Genomic DNA, 17,336 nt, shown 5'->3' on the forward strand with positions numbered 1-17,336 from the left:
GAAATGGCCGCTGTCGCGCCCATTTTAGATTAAATCGCTTACGCATGAAGGGCATAGCGCACACTAATCAAAAATAGTGCGAGGTTATTCACGAGCAAGTTAACCGGCCGTTACATTACACCCTTACGCAACATCAGAACAACATCATTTTAATAACATTTTATTTACCACCGCAGGCCGATTTTCCGTCGTCAAAAGGGCATATTCATCGCAGCCGGATTTTGTTAAAATGCCGCCCTTTCCTCGCCGCCCGGTCATGTTTATTTTCTTTGGGTCGGCCTTTGTTGCATAAAAATTCATCTATATGCATAATCATGACTTCCACTATCAACATTCCACGGTGCAAAATGCGTAATCCCGCAAAACAGGAAGATCTGATCAAGACGTTCAAAGCGTTATTGAAAGAAGAAAAATTCAGTTCTCAAGGCGAGATCGTTTTGGCGCTGCAAGAAGAAGGCTTCGAAAACATTAACCAATCCAAAGTATCGCGCATGCTGACCAAGTTCGGCGCGGTGCGTACGCGCAATGCCAAAATGGAAATGGTGTATTGCCTTCCTGCCGAGCTCGGCGTGCCGACCACCACCAGCCCATTGAAGAATCTGGTGCTGGACGTCGACCATAACGACGCCGTCGTGGTGATCCACACCAGCCCGGGCGCCGCACAGCTGATCGCCCGCCTGCTCGACTCATTGGGTAAATCCCAGGGCATCCTCGGCACGATTGCCGGCGACGATACGATTTTCGTCACCCCGTCCAGCGGCTTTACCGCTCAGAAACTGCATGAAGCGATCCTGGGCGTGTTCGAGCAAGAGCTGTGAAACCTGGCGCTAACAAAGTGCGGCTGTAGCCCGCACTTTGTTAGCGCTTCTTTAACCCTCGCGTTACCTTTCCTACCTTCAAGCGCGTTTAACACTGCTTTTCTATTCCTCAACAACACATTTCCATGACATCTCCATGTAACCAGCAGTACCCACTGTGATCTTCCGCACTTTTGGTCAAAATCACTTACCTCATTGAAATCACATAAATTTAACATCAAAAGATCGTTTTATGAGCGTTTTTTATTCCTTACGGTTATAAAAAATAAGGATCATGAGGTTAAAGTTTCACTAGCAACTGTTAGCGAACTATTAATTTTTCGCGTTACTAGCTGTATACTCATTTTCGTGAACTGAATCACAGTTCGTTGGAACTGATAAAAGAATACGATGAGGTGAGATGATGAAAATTAAAACTACCGTTGCAACCCTGAGCGTTCTGTCCATGCTTTCATTTGGTGCATTCGCAGCACAATCTGTTGACGCAACTCAAGCCGCAAAACTGCAGCCGGCCGGTGTGATCACCGTAAGCGGCGTCGCCGCTGCGCCTTCCGACATTCGTCAGGCGCTGTCCGACAAAGCTGACGCCAAAGGGGCGACCGCCTACCGCGTGATCGAAGCGCGCAATGACGGCAACTTCCACGCGACCGCTGAAATCTACAAATAAGTAACGGCATTACCCGGCAACGGGCAATACCTCTCTGGAATCAAACGCTGTCATAACGGCCTTCAAGAATAAAAATCGCTGCCAAGCCCTTCCAGGCTGTTATGACCAAGGATCGCTATCATGAACATGAAAACTACGCTTGCTGCACTCGGTTTGCTGTCTGTCATCTCCTTCGGCGCGTCTGCCGCCCAGTTAGTGACTAACGATCAGACCGCCAACCTGCAATCTATCGGTACCATTACCGTCAGCGGTATCGACGGGGCGCCGACCGACATTCGCCAGGCGTTGTCTGAGAAAGCCGACGCGAAAGGCGCAACCGCCTACCGCGTGATCGAAGCGCGTAATGAAGGCAACTACCACGCCACCGCCGAGATTTACAAATAACAACTCTGGGAACGGCTTTGCAGAGCTGATTACCCTCGTCACTGCCACTGCCGAGTTCTGACGCAAACGCCGATTTCCCAGAGACCCTCTCGTCGTCCTATCCGACGAACCCCGTTGCCCTCGCTCGCGAGGGCTTTTTTACGCCCATAAAAAAGGCCGCGAATGCGGCCCTTGATGTGACTAATGCGGTTAACGATCAGTAGGTGACTTTCGGTTCCTGCTTTTTCGCCAGCGCGTCCAGCAGGCGATCGTGAATGCCGCCGAAGCCGCCGTTGCTCATCACCAGAATGTGATCGCCCGGCTGTGCGGTTTTCACCACCATGTCCACCAGCGTGTCGAGATCCGCGCTCCAGTGCGCCGGCTGCACGCAGGCATCCGCCACTTCCGCCACCTGCCACGGAATGTGGTGCGGCTGGAACAGGAACACTTCGTCGGCACGGCCGAGCGAAGGCGCCAGATCGTTTTTGCTGATGCCCATTTTCATGGTGTTGGAGCGCGGTTCCAGCACCGCCAGAATACGCGCCGTGCCGCCGACCTTGCCGCGCAGCGCGGCCAGGGTGGCGAGGATCGCCGTCGGGTGGTGTGCGAAGTCGTCGTACACCGTGACGCCGTTGGCTTCGCCACGCAGTTCCAGGCGGCGGCGGGCGTTGATGAAATCGCCCAACGCGCGGCAGGCGTCCGCCGGCTGAACGCCGACGTGGCGGGTAGCGGCGATGGCCATCAGGCCGTTATGCATGTTGTGCTCGCCCACCAGCGCCCAGTTCACTTCGCCGACCTGTTCGCCGTCGAGGAACACCGCGTAATGGCTGGCGTCCGGCGTCAGCTTCTGCGCGCGCCAGGTGCCCTCTTCCCCCACCAGCTCCTGCTCGCTCCAGCAGCCCATCGCCATCACCTGTTTCAGGTGGCTGTCGTTGTCCGGCAGGATGATCTTGCCTTTGCCCGGCACCAGACGCACCAGGTGGTGGAACTGTTTCTGGATGGCTTTCAGATCGTCGAAGATATCGGCGTGGTCGAACTCCAGGTTATTCATGATCAGCGTGCGCGGGCTGTAATGCACGAACTTGGAGCGCTTGTCGAAGAACGCGCAGTCATACTCGTCGGCCTCGATCACGAAGAACGGGCTGCCGCCGAGGCGCGCCGATACGTCGAAGTTACCGGGCACGCCGCCGATGACGAAGCCGGGCTGGTAACCGCAGGCCTCGAGGATCCAGGTCGCCATGCCGGCGGTGGTGGTTTTGCCGTGGGTGCCGGCGACCGCCAGTACCCAACGATCGCGCAACACGGCGTCGTGCAGCCACTGCGGGCCGGAAACGTAAGGGATGCCACGCTCCAGCACCGCCTCCACGCACGGGTTGCCGCGCGTCATGGCGTTGCCGATGATCACCAGATCCGGCGCCGGATCCAGCTGGGCTGGATCATAACCCTGAATAAGATCGATCCCCTGGTTCTCCAGCAGCGTGCTCATCGGCGGATAGACGTTGGCGTCCGAACCGGTGACGTCATGCCCCAATGAGCGTGCCAGCATCGCTAACCCGCCCATAAAGGTGCCACAGATCCCAAGAATGTGAATGCGCATAGGTTTCTCATGTGAGTGCATCGAATGTCGGCATATTCTAACGCTCAGAATCGTCCAGAAGAAATGGATTTGCCTATGAATGGCGCGCATCTTTGGGCTACACTGCACGCGAAAACGTTGGCGGTTTGTTAACAGGCCGCTATCCATCCGTAGATTCAGGGATTGTGTCATGAAAACGTTAGGCGAATTTATCGTCGAGAAACAGCACGACTTCTCGCACGCCACCGGCGAGCTGACTGCGTTACTTTCTGCCATTAAACTGGGCGCCAAAATCATCCACCGCGACATCAACAAGGCCGGCCTGGTTGATATTCTGGGAACCAGCGGGGTGTCCAACGTACAGGGCGAAGTTCAGATGAAACTGGACCTGTACGCGAACGAAAAACTGAAAGCGGCGTTGAAAGCGCGTGGTGAAGTTGCGGGTATCGCTTCCGAAGAAGAAGATGAAATCGTGATATTCGACGGCGAGCGAGCTGAAAATGCCAAGTATGTCGTATTGATGGATCCGTTGGACGGTTCGTCCAACATCGATGTCAACGTCTCGGTCGGTACGATTTTCTCTATCTACCGTCGCATCACACCGGTCGGCACGCCGGTGACCGAGGAAGACTTCCTGCAGCCGGGCAGCGCCCAGGTCGCAGCGGGTTATGTGGTTTACGGTTCGTCCACCATGCTGGTGTACACCACCGGTTACGGCGTCCACGCCTTCACTTACGATCCGTCTCTGGGCGTGTTCTGTCTCTCTCATGAGAAAGTGCGCTTCCCGGCGAGCGGCAACATGTATTCCATCAACGAAGGCAACTACATCAAGTTCCCTCTCGGCGTGAAGAAATACATCAAGTACTGCCAGGAGCAGGATGAAGCGACGCAGCGCCCTTATACCTCGCGCTACATCGGTTCTCTGGTGGCGGATTTCCACCGCAACCTGCTGAAAGGCGGCATCTACATCTACCCAAGCACCGCCAGCCACCCGCAAGGCAAGCTGCGCCTGCTGTACGAATGCAACCCGATGGCGTTCCTGGCCGAACAGGCCGGCGGTAAAGCCAGCGACGGCAAAAACCGCATTCTGGACATCACGCCGGTGAAACTGCACCAGCGCGCGCCATTCTTCGTCGGCACCAAGTCGATGGTAGAAGACGCAGAACGCTTCATCGCCGAAAACCCGGACGAGTAACGCGTTCTTTGCAAGGGTTCGGCGCCTTGCCGAACCCTTATCGCCTTACAGCTTGAACGCCGCCATGCTCTGCGCCAGCAGCTGAGCCTGATCTTCCAGCGAGCGCGTCGCCGCCGCCGACTCCTCCACCAGCGCCGCATTCTGCTGCGCCACCTGATCCATCTGCGCCACCGCCAGGTTGACCTGTTCGATACCGCTGCTTTGTTCGCGCGTCGCCGCCGAGATCTCACGCATCAACGCCGTCACCCGGCCCACTTCACCGGTGATGCCGCTCATGGTCTGCGCCGCCGACTCCACCATCTGTTCGCCTTCCTGCACCCGGTTCTGCGACGCTTCGATCAGCCCTTTGATCTCTTTCGCTGACTGGGCGCTGCGCTGCGCCAGACTGCGCACTTCACCGGCCACCACCGCAAAACCACGCCCTTGCTCGCCGGCGCGCGCCGCTTCCACCGCCGCGTTCAGCGCCAGGATATTGGTCTGGAAGGCGATGCCGTCCATCACGCTGATGATGTCGGCGATGCGGCGCGAACTGTCGGTGATCGCCTGCATCTTGCTCATCACCTGGCTGACCACGTCGCTGCCCTGGTTGGCGATATCGGACACGCTCAGCGCCAGTTGGTTGGCCTGCTCGCAGTTCTCGGCGTTCATTTTCACCGTCGAGGTCAGCTGTTCCATGCTGGCGGCGGTCTCTTCCAGCGACGCAGCCGATTCTTCGGTACGCTGCGCCAGATGCAGGTTACCGGCCGCCAGTTCGCGTGAACCGGTGTCGATCTGGCTGCTGGCATCGCGCACTTTGCTGACCGAACTGGCCAACGCCTGCTGCATACGCTGCATCGCCCGTACCAGGCGGCCCATTTCGGTATCGCCCTCACCGCGGATCTCATGGGTCAGATCGCCGCCGGCGATATGTTCCAGCTGCGCGATGGACTCGTCCAACGGGCGCAGAATGATCACGCGCAGCGCGAACCAAGCCAGCACCGCCAGCAGCACGCTGAGCAGGCCCGCCACCACGATCAGCGAGATCTTGGTGCTGGCGTTGTTTTCCGCGTCATACACCTGCTGTGCGCCGAGCTTCATCGCGAAGCTGCGGAAATCGCTGAGATCCTTTTCAAACGCGATGCTCAACGCAGAGATACGGGTCTCCTGAATATGGTAATACTCATCGATTTTGCCGGCTTTGATGGCGGCGGCCATCGGCTTCACGCCCTGTTCCAGATAGGCGCGATAGCTGTTTTGCAGGCGATTGGAGAGTTCGCGGCCGCGATCGGTTACGGTGCCGACGCCGACAAAGCGCGCCATTTCCTTGTTCGACTGCTCGAGGTAACCGTAGATGCGGCCCACGGTGGCATCGGACACATCGATCTGGCCGATCTCCCGTTGGCGCACCGCCAACGAAGCGGCGGTTCGGGCGCGCAGCGTCAGGTTGGAGCTGTTGGCCAGCGAGCCCAGCTCTTCACCGAGGATCTGGTTTAGGGTATGGATCGAGCGCGATCCTTCGTTAATCGCGTTGACGCCAATAACGCTGACCATGATCAGCAGCATGGTCATCAGGCTCAGCAGGGCGATCAGCCCAGCCTTCACCGTAATCTTTTTTAGCATGAGTTCTTCCCGGCTTCAGAATAGTGAGATCAGACGTAGTAGGGGTGGCAAAACGCGGAGCCAGCTTTGCTGGCTCATTATTGTTTGTTGAAGTTATCGGCAGGCGGAGGCAAAACTTCATGCCGCGGCGGGATTAATCTGGAAATTATCCCTGTGCCGGCACGCTGGGTTTTCAACGATGAAAAGGGCAGGAAATCGCAAAAGAGTCCGCTATAATAGCCGCCACTCCATTTCTGGTTTGATGATTAAAGGAAACCGACATGAGCTTGAATCTGGTCCCTGCTGGCAAAGACCTGCCGGAAGACATCTACGTAGTAATCGAAATCCCGGCCAACGCCGATCCAATCAAATACGAAATCGACAAAGAAACCGGCGCGCTGTTCGTTGACCGTTTCATGTCCACCGCGATGTTCTACCCGTGCAACTACGGTTACATCAACCACACCCTGTCTCTAGACGGTGATCCGGTTGACGTGCTGGTCCCAACCCCATACCCGCTGCAGCCGGGCTCCGTGATCCGCTGCCGTCCGGTTGGCGTGCTGAAGATGACCGACGAAGCCGGTGAAGACGCCAAGCTGGTTGCGGTACCGCACAGCAAGCTGACCAAAGAGTACGATCACGTGAAAGACGTGAACGACCTGCCGGAACTGCTGAAAGCCCAGATCGCTCACTTCTTCGAGCACTACAAAGATCTGGAAAAAGGCAAATGGGTGAAAGTGGAAGGCTGGGCAGACGCTGCCGCAGCTAAAGCGGAAATCATCGCCTCGTTCGAACGCGCTGCCAAGAAGTAATTCCTGCCGCCGTCCGATGAAAAAACACCGCTCATTGAGCGGTGTTTTTTTTCTTACTGTTCGTCGAGACGCTTCAGCCAGTCACCGCTGGTAATTCGCGGGTAACCGTCCACGCTGTGTTTGTACAGGTAGATCCACGCACTCCCATAAGGCGTCTGAATCAGCTCGCGCTTATAGTCCTTGGTGTTGCTTTTCAGTTCGTCCAGCTCTGCCAGAATCGATGAGTTAATACGATACACTTCGCAATGTATCGTGCCCTCTCCAGGGATCGCCGCCGGGTAATGGCCCAGATTATAAATCTGATAGCCTTCGAGCTCGTGCTCGCCGAGCCATTGGGCGTTGGTCATCCAATGGCTGTTTCCCTGTTTGCGCCGTAAACTGCCGTAGACAATTATTCGCATCGCTAAAACTCAAACTGATAGAGCAAATCTAATGCCTGGTCGAGACCAGACACCGCTTCAAGATACAACTTAGGCATCAGACGATAACGCAACGTCAGCGTGGCCAGCGAGTCGAAAATGCCCACCCCATATTTTACTTGTAAGCCTGGGAGGACATAGCCGCTCACGACAACCTGGGAATTGTCGCCAACCCCTTGAGTGTCCAGAGCCAAATTACTCACGCCGAATGCCTCGCCGATTTTACCCACAAGTTGACCACTTTGTGCAACCCCCATGCCGATTAACATCGACGTCATGGCGTTGCCGTCGGCGCCGGAGCTGTTCAAGCCCTGGCCGCGCAGCAGATAAGACAAGGCTTCCTGTTGCGATTTGGCCGGATCGGAGAACACTTCCAGCTTCGGTGCATCCGCCAGACCGGTCACACGCACGCCGGCGGTCACATCGTCCTCGGTGGATTCCGGGTTGCGGATCGCTTCGATATTGAGCAGCGGCTGATCCGGCGGGCCGGAGAACATCAGCTGCCCTTTACGCACGATCAAATCCTGACCATAAGCATGGAAGCGACCGGAAGGGATGTCAATCTGGCCATTGAGGCCCAACCCTTTCTTGTCCTGCACCACCTTCAGATCGCCCTTCAAGCGGGCTTTCAGGCCAAAGGCGTCCAGCCGCACGTCGTTGCCGACGTGGATCATCAGGTTGCTGTTGATTGGGATCGAGGCGGTCTTCGGTTGAATCGGCTTCAGCTGGTCGTCCAGCATCACCTCATCGGAAGAGACGCCCACCGCGCTTTCCGGCAGTTCCTGCACCGTGATGCGCGCCCAGGGAATGTCGACCTTGCCGTTGAGCGAGAACAACTGCGGCGTGGCTTCGAACACCAGATCCGGCGACACGTCGATGCGGATCATCGGCGGTACCGTCACCCGCAGCTTGTCGCCCTTGGCGGCAATGCGCGCACGCCAGGCGTTGATGTCACGCCAGTCGGCATCGCCCGCCAGATTCAGTTGGCCGCGGGTGGTGCTGAGCAGCCCCTCCAGCGTCGAGGTCATGCCGTTGAAATTCACCGCCAGCCGCGCGTCGGTCATATCGAACGGCATCCAGTGCCCCTGTACCTTCGCCCGATCCAACGCCAGACGCCCGAACACCAGCGGCTTCTGCGCGCTGCCGCCCAGACGCAGGTTGGCGTTCAGCATGCCCGCCGCGCTTTCGCCCTTCATCAGCGCCGGGTTGATCAGCGCCAGCGAGATGTTGGTGATATTGACGTTGCCGCTGATGGTGCGCCGCACCTGCGGATCCGCCACCTGGATATTGCCGTCGAACTGGCCGTTGTTGGTCAGTTTGATTCGCCAGTCGGCCTGCGCGCGGCCGTTGTTCAGGCCGGCGTTGAGGGTCAGCGTATCGAAAGCGATCGGCAGCGCGTTGCCCTGCACCTGCTGTACCACCTTGACGCCGTTGCCGGCCAGCGTGACTTTCGCCTCCGGCAGCGCGCCGCCCGGTTTCCAGCTGACGTCGGCCCGGCCGGTGAACACACCGCTCAGGGCGGTTTCAGGGCCGAGGAACGGCTTGATCATCGCCAGGTCGAACCGGTTAAGCACCACGCTGGCCTGGCCGCTCTGGCCCGCTTCAATGGTCTTAGGCACGCACAGCTCGGCGTTCGGGTTCAGCCAACAGTGCGGCCCGACGCTGATTTTCTGCTCGGTGTTCAGGTAGTCCAGCGCGATGGCGCGCGTCAGGCGCCACTCCCCTACCGGCGTATCGAAGCGGGTGTTGTTCAGATTACCGCGCCAGCGCTGCTGCTGGCGATCGAAGCTGCCCTGCAGCGCCAGCTGGCCGGAGACCGGCTTGCCGTCGATCTTCAGCTGCAGCTGGTGCTGTTTCTCGCTGCCTTTGGCGTCGAGGGTCAGCAGGCTGACCTCCAGCGCGTCCTGCTTCAGCTGTTCGACGCGTACCGCCAACTGCCCCTGGATCTGATCCGTGGAGCGCACATCACCGTCTATTTTCACGCGGTTGATACGCAGCGCCTGCCACTGCAAGCCGGAAGCGGTCAAATCCGCCAGCAGCTGCGGCGCCTGCAGATTGCCACGCAGCTTCAACAGCCCTTTGGCGGTGCCACCGAGGCCCGGCAGCGCGCCGTCCAGACGCGGCGCGTCGATGTTGGCGTCCAGGTTCCAGCTTTTCTCGTCCAGCTGCCCTTTGACGTTCAGTTGATTGCGCCCCAGCGCCAGATCGATGCCGGGGATTTTCCACTGCCCGGCGGCGTTGCCGCTCAGCGTGCCGCGCGCCGTGACCTTGTTCTGCTTCACGTTGCCGTCCAGCTGCAATACCGGCACTTGCAGCTGCCAGCTACCGCCGTGCAGGCTGCCGCGCGTGGTGATCTTGCCATCCAGCTTCGCCGGCCATTCCGGCCACTGCTTGGCGGTATTGATGCCGCTCAGCGTCAATTGCGAGGTCCAGCTGATGGCCTTGCTCCAGTCCACCAGCGCGGTAAGATCGGTATTGCCCTGCAGCGCCGCCAGGCGCAGGCGCTCCAGCTTGAACTGCTCGACGTTGCCTTTGCCGTCCAGCGTCAGCACCGCTGGCGGCAGATCCTGGCCTTTCAGATTGGCGCGCGTCGATAGCGCGTAATCGGTCGCCTTGCCGTTAAAGCGCAGGCGGAAGTCATTGACCTGGTACTGCGCCTCGCCGCTCAGCGGCCATTTCAGCTGCTTGCTCTGCAGCGTCAGCGCCAGCGGCAGGCCGGCTTCGGCCAGCCGGGTTTGCACATCGAGCTGGGCGCCGACCGGGCCGGACAGGTTCAGCGCCACCTTCAGCTCGTCACGCAGCCCGCCGCCGATGTTCAGCTTCACCTTCTCGCCCTTCAGCGGTTCGATGTTCAGCGCGCTGTTGGCGGTCAGGGCCACCGGCCAGTCGCCGGTCAGGGTCGCCTGCCCCTGCACCGACAACGTGCCCTGAGGCGACTTCACGTCGAAGTTGTCCAACTGGATATGCTGATCCTGCGTGCTAGCCTGCAGCAACAGGCTCGTGATCAGCACGTCGGTATCGCCGGTCAAGCGCAGCTGCTCACCGCTGATCTCTTTGACGGTGATATCCAGCGGCAGGCGGATGTCCGGCAGATCCGGCAACAGCGGTTTGGCGAACAGTTCCTTCAGCGTTTCGCCCAGCGGCTTCTCTTCCGGCGGCGGTGCCGGCTTCGCCGCGTCGGTAACCTGCTCGCCGACCTTTTTCGCCACCTCGACCGCCGGTTGCACCGCTTCCGGCAACGGGTTTTGCGGCGTTTTCGGCAAGGCGATCAGCAGCGAGCCGATCTTGGTCGGCATCAGCGTCAGCGCGCGTTCTTGCCACTGCGCGCCGGTGCGGAACTCAGCCAGAGAAATGGCGGTATCGTCGACGGTGACCTTGACGTTGTTCAACGCCAGCAGACGCAGGGTGATCGGATAAGGCGTGCTGAGATTGGTGGTCGGCTCACTGCTCTCCTCCACCGGCGCGGAAGGCGCCATCTCTTTGGTGTTCACCGCCACGTCCACATCCTGGGCGGTCAAGGCATTGACGCACAGCGAACTGCGTTTAAAGCAGGACAGATCAAGGGACAGATGGAACTGCCCGGCGTTGACCGTCACGCCCGGCATCTGATACTTCACGCCCTTCAGCGTCAGATCGCGCCAGCCGCCGCTGACGCCGGCGATCTCCAGCCCCGGCACCCAGCGCGCCGCGCCGTTGATGACCATATGCAAACCGGTGGTGGTGCCTATCAGGAAGGCCAACCCGCCGATCAGCAACAGCAGAACGACCAGAAATCCGAGACAAATCTTTTTAACCAGGCTCATAGTTCAGGCCCCAAACCGATGTAGAACTGCATCCCGTGGGTGTCCTTGTCCCCCACGGGCGCGGCGATATCCAGCTTCACCGGCCCCACCGGCGACTGCCAGCGCACGCCGACGCCGGCGCCGGTCTTGAAGTTGCTCTTCTTGATATCGTTCACCGCTTCACCGGAGTCGACGAACATCGCCCCCCACCACTTGCCGGTCACGTTGTATTGGTACTCCAGCGATCCGGTCAGCATCTTGGAGGCGCCGGTCAGCTTGCCGTCGTCATCGCGCGGCGAAATGTCTTTGTACTTGTAGCCGCGAATGCTGCGGTCACCGCCGGCGAAGAAGCGCAGATCCGGCGGCACCTTGTCGAAGTCGTTGGTTTCAATCCAGCCCACCTGGCCGCGCGCCACGAAACGGTGCTTGTCGGCCAGCGTGCGGATCCAGACGTTCTGCGCCTGCATCAGCGCGAAGTCCACGCCGGAACCCCAGGTGGTGTCGGACACGTCGATGGAGTAGCGCTGGCTGTCGCCCCAGGTCGGCATCAGGCCGCCGCGCGAGCGGGTGCGGTTGAAGCTGACGCCGGGGTACAACAGCATCGTGGTGTTGCTGACGTTACCCTGGGTAAAGTTATCCCAGCGCCAGGTCAGGTTGATCGCCCGCTGCCAGCCGCTGGAGAGATCCCAGTTGCGCGAGGCCACCACTTTGGAGGTGACGGACTTGGTGTCGTTAAGATTGACGTTCTTGAGGCCGCCCTGCAGCAGGTAATACTGCTCCAGCGGATTCTTCAGTAACGGGATCTTGTAGGTCAGATCCAGCTGCTGCTCCGGCGCCGACACGCTGGCGCTGGTTTCCAGGCTGTGACCGCGATCGTTGAGCCAGGGCTTTTTCCAGGTGCCTTTCACCCGCGGGCCGACGTCGGTGGAGTAACCGATACCGGTTTCGACGGTGTTGCGCGTGCGCGGCGTCACCAGCGCGTCCAACGGCAAAATCTTGTTCTCTTTGGCATCGTTGAAATCAGGGGACACCACCACCGAGTTGAACCAGTTGGTGGCGGACAAACGGCGGTTCAGCTCGGCCAAATCCTCCGAACTGTAGTAATCCCCCTGATGAAAGGGCACCAGATTTTGCAGATAGTCTTCGCGGATTTGCGAACCGGTGAATTTCACCTTGCCGAAGCGGTAACGTTCGCCGCTGTTGAAATCGATATCCCAAAACGCCTTGTGCAGATCTTCGGCCACGCCGAGCTGGCTTTTGGTCATGTCGGCATCGAAGTAGCCTTTGCGCAGCGCCAGGCCGGTGAGCGAGCCTTTGAAACTGTCATACTTGCCGTGGTTGAGGATCTCGCCGATGGTCGGCCGGTCCTTCTTTACCAGCGCCAGGTAGTCCTCATCGGTCTTCGCGCCGCCTTCCAGCACGATGTTGGCGCCGGCGATACGCACCGGTTCGCCCGGATTGACCTTGGCGTGCAGCACCGGGCGCGACATCCCCGGCCGGTCGTCCAGCGTAAACTCGATGGTCGGCTGGTAATAGCCGAGCGCGCGCAGCCCCTGGCGCACCGCCTCATCCACCCGCGCGCGGAAGCGACCGTCGGTGCCGACCTCTTCAGGCGTGATCGACGACAGCCGCACCCGGACGTTTTTTTCCAACTCTCCGCTTAACCCCTCCACCTGCAGCCGCACGTTCGCCGCATAGGCTGCAGGTGCCGCAAGCAACACAGATATCAAGCACATGACCGGGTACTTTGGCACGTGTTCTCCTTATTGATTTTACTTTCCTGTTATGGTGTTCGCTCCGGGGCCAGGGCAGACTCCGCGCTATCATGACGGCAGCCCTCTTCAACCTTGTTCCGGACGCCGCCCGCCGCGCTTTACCACCGCCGCGCAACAGGCGAATTCTTCACTTTTGGCGCTCAAAATACTGCGTTAAGCTTATACAAAATCCAACTTGCCGCTTATTGTGGGCAAAGACGCGGTGAGATACAACCGAACCGCCGCCATGTAGGGTCAATTCTTACTGTGACAACAGGAGTCAACCGTGGTGCCATTTTTTGATAAATCACAAACCGTCGATAAGGCAAGCGCGCTGCCTGGCCGCACCACGCCAATGCCTGTCGCAACGCTCAACGTGGTCACCGAACACTCGATGACCCAGGTGCCGGCAGGCATGGAGGTGGCGATCTTCGCCATGGGCTGTTTCTGGGGCGTTGAGCGTCTGTTCTGGCAGCAGCCGGGCGTCTACAGCACCGCCGCCGGCTACAGCGGCGGCTATACGCCGAACCCGACCTACCGCGAAGTGTGCAGCGGCCAGACTGGCCACGCCGAAGTGGTGCGCGTGGTGTTCGATCCGCAGGTCGTCAGCTACAAACAGCTGCTGCAGGTGTTCTGGGAAAATCACGATCCGGCGCAGGGCATGCGCCAGGGCGGCGACGTCGGCACGCAGTACCGCTCGGCGATTTATGCGCTGAGCCCAGAGCAGCAGGCCGAGGCGGAGAGCAGCCTGCAGCGCTTCCAGCAGGCGATGGACGCGGCGGGCGACAAGCGCGTCATCACCACCGAAATCGCGCCGGCGCTGCCGTTCTATTATGCGGAAGACGACCATCAGCAGTACCTGTTCAAAAACCCGGAAGGCTACTGCGGGCTGGGCGGCATCGGCGTTTGCCTGCCACCGCAGGGCTGATCCGATGCCGGCCGGCGGCACTTTTTTAACCGCTGGCGGCCCCTGTGGGGCAACTGCTATACTATGCGGGCCGCTTCTGCGGCCCGATAGCTTCTCTTCTGGTTGTTATCGCTGCTTTTTTTACTATGTACTACCCTTCCTCAAGAGCGCCGGCATCCCGTCGGCACGTATGGATAGATTATGTTAAACAGTATTTTACTGATTCTTTTTCTGATCGCGGTGAGTGCGTTTTTCTCACTGTCGGAAATCTCTCTGGCCGCCTCGCGCAAGATCAAACTGAAGCTGATGGCGGACGAAGGCAACATCAACGCCGCCAGAGTGCTTAAACTGCAAGAAACCCCAGGCATCTTCTTCACCGTGGTGCAGATCGGCCTGAACGCCGTGGCCATCCTCGGCGGTATCGTCGGCGACGCGGCTTTCTCCCCCACCTTCAAGGTGTTGTTCGATCGCTTCCTGTCGCCCGAACTGGCGGAACAGGTCAGCTTTATCTGCTCCTTCGTGCTGGTGACCAGCCTGTTTATCCTGTTCGCCGATTTGACCCCGAAGCGCATCGGTATGATTGCACCAGAGACGGTCGCCGTCCGGATCATCAACCCGATGCGTTTCTCCATCATGATCTTCCGCCCACTGGTGTGGTTCTTCAACGGCATGGCCAACCTGATCTTCCGCATGTTCAAGCTGCCGATGGTGCGTAAGGACGACATCACCTCCGATGACATCTACGCGGTGGTGGAAGCCGGCGCCCTGGCGGGCGTGCTGCGCAAGCAGGAGCACGAACTGATTGAAAACGTGTTCGAACTGGAATCGCGCACCGTGCCGTCGTCGATGACCTCGCGCGAAAGCGTGGTGTACTTCGATCTGCGCGAAAGCGAAGAGAGCATCAAGGAGAAGGTCTCGACCCATCCGCATTCCAAATTCCTGGTGTGCGACGGCCATATCGATCAGGTGGTCGGCTACGTCGATTCCAAAGACCTGCTGAACCGCGTGCTGGGCAACCAGAGCCTGGTGCTGAGCAGCGGCGTGCAGATCCGCTCGGCGCTGATTGTGCCGGATACGCTGACGCTGTCCGAAGCGCTGGAAAGCTTCAAAACCGCCGGCGAAGACTTCGCGGTGATCCTCAATGAATATGCGTTGGTGGTGGGCATCATCACCCTTAACGACGTGATGACCACGCTGATGGGCGATCTGGTCGGCCAGGGCCAGGAAGAGCAGATCGTGGCGCGCGACGAAAGCTCATGGCTGATTGAGGGCGGCACGCCGATCGACGACGTGATGCGCGTGCTGGACATCGATGAGTTCCCGCAGGCCGGCAACTACGAGACCATCGGCGGCTTTATGATGTATATGCTGCGCAAGATCCCGAAACGTACCGACTTCGTCAAATACGCCGGCTACAAGTTCGAAGTGGTGGATATCGACAGCTACAAGATAGACCAGCTGCTGGTCACCCGGCTGAGCGACAAACCGGCGGCGGTGCTGCCGAAAGCCCCGGAAGACACCCCGGCGGCTTGACGGCAGCCGGCAAAAACATCAGCGGCCCCATCGGGGCCGCATTTTTTTTTACCGCTGTCAGCGAGGTGTTACCCCATCTCGGTCTGCAACAGCAGCACCTGACGGTTCACTTCAGACATCACGCTGAAATGGCGCTTGTCGCGAATCTTCGGCGGCAGGATTTTCCCCTCGTCGAATTCAAATGCGCCCACGTCCTTGATATACAGCCTTCCGCGAAACAGAGTCTTAACGTACTTTGCCACTTTCAAAGGGTTATAACGCTGGAAGATTCTCATTCTTTTACGCTCCTCCCGTTGATCCATGCGCTCAGCGAGCCGCCAAAGGTGGCAGCCTCGAAATTCAGAACGCAACTTGATTGCATGTAGTAGACCCAGTAAAGACCAGAACGTTCACTTCTGCCCGGATATCTACGCTGGATTTACACTTTTTGACAGAATTGTATATGATAATTTATAGCGTTTTCAGTATATCCCTTCAAAATCTGATGATTAGCGAACCAAGGGAAAATCTGCGATCCGGTTAACAGGACAGACCTCTTATCACATCCTATGCTTTAGGCTGTCGAAGTGCTGTCGCACAAATTTCACTCATTACAAGGAGAAAGCATGAAAACAAGTCGCATGCTGATGGTATCCCTGCTGCTCGCCCCGCTTTTCGCTTCCGCGCACAACTTCCAGCTCCAGCAGCGCGTAGCGCCGGTCGGCGTCAGCGACAAAGGAGAGCTCAATTACGCTGACGGTAATTTTAGCTACCAGAACTGGAACAGCGCGCAGCTCAGTGGAAAAGTGCGAGTGATACAACATATTGCCGGCCGCAGCTCCGCCAAAGACATGAACGACCCACTGATCGAAGCGATCAAGAAGGCGAAGCTACCACACGATCGTTACCAAACGACGACAATCGTCAACACCGACGATGCCCTGATGGGCACCGCGATGTTCGTGCGCAGCAGCATTGAGGACAGCAAGAAGGAGTTCCCGTGGTCGCAGTTTATCGTCGACAGCGACGGCAACGTGCGTAAGGCCTGGGATCTGCAGCCGAAAGGCTCAGCTATTGTGGTGCTGGATAAGCAAGGGCGCATTCAGTTCGCCAAAGACGGCGCGCTGACGCCGGAAGAGGTGCAGCAGGTGATGTCCAAGCTGCACCAGCTGTTGGCGAACTAACTCAGAACAGCGACACCCGGAAGCCGGGGTTGAGGAAAGATTCACGCGGTGTATAGAGCAACGGCTTGCCCTGCCAATCGTGAATTTGCGCCCCGGCGGCCACCGCCACCGCATGCCCTGCTGCGGTATCCCAAATGTTGGTCGGCCCGAAGCGCGGATAGAGCTGCGCTTTGCCTTCCGCCACCAGGCAGAACTTCAGCGAGGAGCCGACGGACACGGTCTGGTGCTCACCCAACTGCTGCAGATAGTCTTTCAGCTCGTCGTCGATATGCGACCGGCTCACCACCACCAGCGGCGGATGCGCGTTGCTGACGCCGATCGCCTGCCGCACGCCCTTCTCTTCTTTCCATGCCTTGCCGCGCTCTGCCAGATACAGCACGTCGATCGCCGGGGCATACACCACGCCCATCACCGCCTGCCCGTCTTCAATCAGGGCGATATTGACCGTGAACTCGCCGTTGCGGTGCAAAAACTCTTTGGTGCCGTCCAACGGATCGACCAACCAGTAGCGCGTCCAGTTGCGGCGCTCTTCCCACGCCGGCGGATCCTCTTCCGACAGCAGCGGCACCTCCGGCGTCAGGGCCGCCAGGCCGCGCTTGATGATGTGATGCGCAGCCAGATCGGCCGCCGTCACCGGTGAGTCATCTTTTTTCTGTGCGACATCAAGCGGTTGTTCACCGTCGTACACCGCCATGATCGCCGCTCCCGCCTCGCGGGACAGTTGGCAAATTCGCTCTAACATCATGCACCTCAACTCTGCATCTCCGTG

At 58.8% G+C, this 17,336-nt stretch carries 15 protein-coding genes; 8 read left to right on the top strand and 7 right to left on the bottom strand.

All coding sequences use genetic code 11. The features are described from left to right. Positions 1-347: 347 nt before the first annotated feature. The 3 genes from argR to yhcN (FHU12_RS19695) all read left to right on the top strand — a co-directional run bounded on the left by argR (position 348) and on the right by yhcN (FHU12_RS19695) (position 1,869). A complete protein-coding gene (gene argR, locus FHU12_RS19685; RefSeq protein WP_016929335.1) occupies positions 348-818 on the top strand; it encodes a transcriptional regulator ArgR in 471 nt (156 codons plus the stop codon). Positions 819-1,221: 403 nt separating this feature from the next. After that, a complete protein-coding gene (yhcN, locus tag FHU12_RS19690) occupies positions 1,222-1,485 on the top strand; it encodes a peroxide/acid stress response protein YhcN (protein WP_038879766.1) in 264 nt (87 codons plus the stop codon). Positions 1,486-1,605: 120 nt separating this feature from the next. After that, the gene (gene yhcN / locus FHU12_RS19695; RefSeq protein ID WP_025305042.1) at positions 1,606-1,869 is read left to right on the top strand and encodes a peroxide/acid stress response protein YhcN; all 264 of its coding nucleotides are present in this window, start codon (positions 1,606-1,608) and stop codon (positions 1,867-1,869) included. Between the two features lie 196 nt (positions 1,870-2,065). On the opposite strand, the gene mpl is transcribed toward yhcN (FHU12_RS19695), so the two are convergent. After that, complete coding sequence (gene mpl / locus FHU12_RS19700) at positions 2,066-3,445, bottom strand: UDP-N-acetylmuramate:L-alanyl-gamma-D-glutamyl-meso-diaminopimelate ligase (protein ID WP_033636810.1); 1,380 nt, start codon at positions 3,443-3,445, stop codon at positions 2,066-2,068. A 169-nt stretch (positions 3,446-3,614) separates the two neighbouring features. Between mpl and fbp the strand changes: the two genes are divergently transcribed. Further along, positions 3,615-4,619, top strand: a complete 1,005-nt coding sequence (fbp, locus tag FHU12_RS19705; protein ID WP_004933587.1) for a class 1 fructose-bisphosphatase — start codon at positions 3,615-3,617, stop codon at positions 4,617-4,619. A gap of 45 nt (positions 4,620-4,664) precedes the next feature. On the opposite strand, the gene FHU12_RS19710 is transcribed toward fbp, so the two are convergent. Next, positions 4,665-6,218, bottom strand: a complete 1,554-nt coding sequence (locus FHU12_RS19710; RefSeq protein WP_141971317.1) for a methyl-accepting chemotaxis protein — start codon at positions 6,216-6,218, stop codon at positions 4,665-4,667. Positions 6,219-6,478: 260 nt separating this feature from the next. Between FHU12_RS19710 and ppa the strand changes: the two genes are divergently transcribed. Continuing rightward, positions 6,479-7,009, top strand: a complete 531-nt coding sequence (gene ppa, locus FHU12_RS19715) for an inorganic diphosphatase (protein WP_004933594.1) — start codon at positions 6,479-6,481, stop codon at positions 7,007-7,009. A gap of 53 nt (positions 7,010-7,062) precedes the next feature. Here the strand turns inward: ppa and FHU12_RS19720 are convergent, their stop codons facing one another. From FHU12_RS19720 to tamA, 3 genes are read right to left on the bottom strand one after another with little or no spacing between them, the layout of a single operon-like run. Next, on the bottom strand, positions 7,063-7,410 hold the full coding sequence (locus tag FHU12_RS19720; RefSeq protein ID WP_033648686.1) for a gamma-glutamylcyclotransferase family protein: 348 nt from the start codon (positions 7,408-7,410) through the stop codon (positions 7,063-7,065). A gap of 2 nt (positions 7,411-7,412) precedes the next feature. Further along, complete coding sequence (tamB, locus tag FHU12_RS19725) at positions 7,413-11,231, bottom strand: autotransporter assembly complex protein TamB (protein ID WP_141971319.1); 3,819 nt, start codon at positions 11,229-11,231, stop codon at positions 7,413-7,415. Next, positions 11,228-12,946, bottom strand: a complete 1,719-nt coding sequence (gene tamA / locus FHU12_RS19730) for an autotransporter assembly complex protein TamA (protein ID WP_185742370.1) — start codon at positions 12,944-12,946, stop codon at positions 11,228-11,230. The genes tamB and tamA overlap by 4 nt, the downstream gene beginning before the upstream one ends. Positions 12,947-13,250: 304 nt before the next feature. Here tamA and msrA point away from each other — a divergent pair, with 304 nt between their 5' ends. Then, on the top strand, positions 13,251-13,892 hold the full coding sequence (gene msrA, locus FHU12_RS19735) for a peptide-methionine (S)-S-oxide reductase MsrA (RefSeq protein ID WP_164063737.1): 642 nt from the start codon (positions 13,251-13,253) through the stop codon (positions 13,890-13,892). 180 nt (positions 13,893-14,072) lie between these two features. Beyond that, a complete protein-coding gene (paeA, locus tag FHU12_RS19740; protein ID WP_049270169.1) occupies positions 14,073-15,404 on the top strand; it encodes a polyamine export protein PaeA in 1,332 nt (443 codons plus the stop codon). Positions 15,405-15,472: 68 nt separating this feature from the next. On the opposite strand, the gene FHU12_RS19745 is transcribed toward paeA, so the two are convergent. Continuing rightward, positions 15,473-15,679: a stringent response modulator YtfK gene (locus tag FHU12_RS19745; RefSeq protein ID WP_004933604.1), complete on the bottom strand. Its 207-nt coding sequence runs from the start codon at positions 15,677-15,679 to the stop codon at positions 15,473-15,475. Positions 15,680-16,009: 330 nt separating this feature from the next. Here FHU12_RS19745 and FHU12_RS19750 point away from each other — a divergent pair, with 330 nt between their 5' ends. Then, positions 16,010-16,567, top strand: a complete 558-nt coding sequence (locus FHU12_RS19750) for a YtfJ family protein (protein ID WP_025159587.1) — start codon at positions 16,010-16,012, stop codon at positions 16,565-16,567. A gap of 1 nt (position 16,568) precedes the next feature. Here FHU12_RS19750 and cysQ read toward each other — a convergent pair whose 3' ends face one another. Then, on the bottom strand, positions 16,569-17,309 hold the full coding sequence (gene cysQ, locus FHU12_RS19755; RefSeq protein ID WP_033644177.1) for a 3'(2'),5'-bisphosphate nucleotidase CysQ: 741 nt from the start codon (positions 17,307-17,309) through the stop codon (positions 16,569-16,571). Positions 17,310-17,336 lie beyond the last annotated feature (27 nt).

It is taken from the genome of Serratia marcescens (assembly GCF_006715005.1).
GTDB classification, from domain to species: Bacteria; Pseudomonadota; Gammaproteobacteria; order Enterobacterales; family Enterobacteriaceae; genus Serratia; species Serratia montpellierensis.

What these genes read in the sequence shown, in the direction of transcription:
- argR (WP_016929335.1), top strand. Translation starts at nt 348, where the DNA reads ATGCGTAATCCCGCAAAACAGGAAGATCTGATCAAGACGTTCAAAGCG.
- yhcN (WP_038879766.1), top strand. Translation starts at nt 1,222, where the DNA reads ATGAAAATTAAAACTACCGTTGCAACCCTGAGCGTTCTGTCCATGCTT.
- yhcN (WP_025305042.1), top strand. Translation starts at nt 1,606, where the DNA reads ATGAACATGAAAACTACGCTTGCTGCACTCGGTTTGCTGTCTGTCATC.
- mpl (WP_033636810.1), bottom strand. Translation starts at nt 3,445, where the DNA reads ATGCGCATTCACATTCTTGGGATCTGTGGCACCTTTATGGGCGGGTTA.
- fbp (WP_004933587.1), top strand. Translation starts at nt 3,615, where the DNA reads ATGAAAACGTTAGGCGAATTTATCGTCGAGAAACAGCACGACTTCTCG.
- FHU12_RS19710 (WP_141971317.1), bottom strand. Translation starts at nt 6,218, where the DNA reads ATGCTAAAAAAGATTACGGTGAAGGCTGGGCTGATCGCCCTGCTGAGC.
- ppa (WP_004933594.1), top strand. Translation starts at nt 6,479, where the DNA reads ATGAGCTTGAATCTGGTCCCTGCTGGCAAAGACCTGCCGGAAGACATC.
- FHU12_RS19720 (WP_033648686.1), bottom strand. Translation starts at nt 7,410, where the DNA reads ATGCGAATAATTGTCTACGGCAGTTTACGGCGCAAACAGGGAAACAGC.
- tamB (WP_141971319.1), bottom strand. Translation starts at nt 11,231, where the DNA reads ATGAGCCTGGTTAAAAAGATTTGTCTCGGATTTCTGGTCGTTCTGCTG.
- tamA (WP_185742370.1), bottom strand. Translation starts at nt 12,946, where the DNA reads ATGTGCTTGATATCTGTGTTGCTTGCGGCACCTGCAGCCTATGCGGCG.
- paeA (WP_049270169.1), top strand. Translation starts at nt 14,073, where the DNA reads ATGTTAAACAGTATTTTACTGATTCTTTTTCTGATCGCGGTGAGTGCG.
- FHU12_RS19745 (WP_004933604.1), bottom strand. Translation starts at nt 15,679, where the DNA reads ATGAGAATCTTCCAGCGTTATAACCCTTTGAAAGTGGCAAAGTACGTT.
- FHU12_RS19750 (WP_025159587.1), top strand. Translation starts at nt 16,010, where the DNA reads ATGAAAACAAGTCGCATGCTGATGGTATCCCTGCTGCTCGCCCCGCTT.
- cysQ (WP_033644177.1), bottom strand. Translation starts at nt 17,309, where the DNA reads ATGTTAGAGCGAATTTGCCAACTGTCCCGCGAGGCGGGAGCGGCGATC.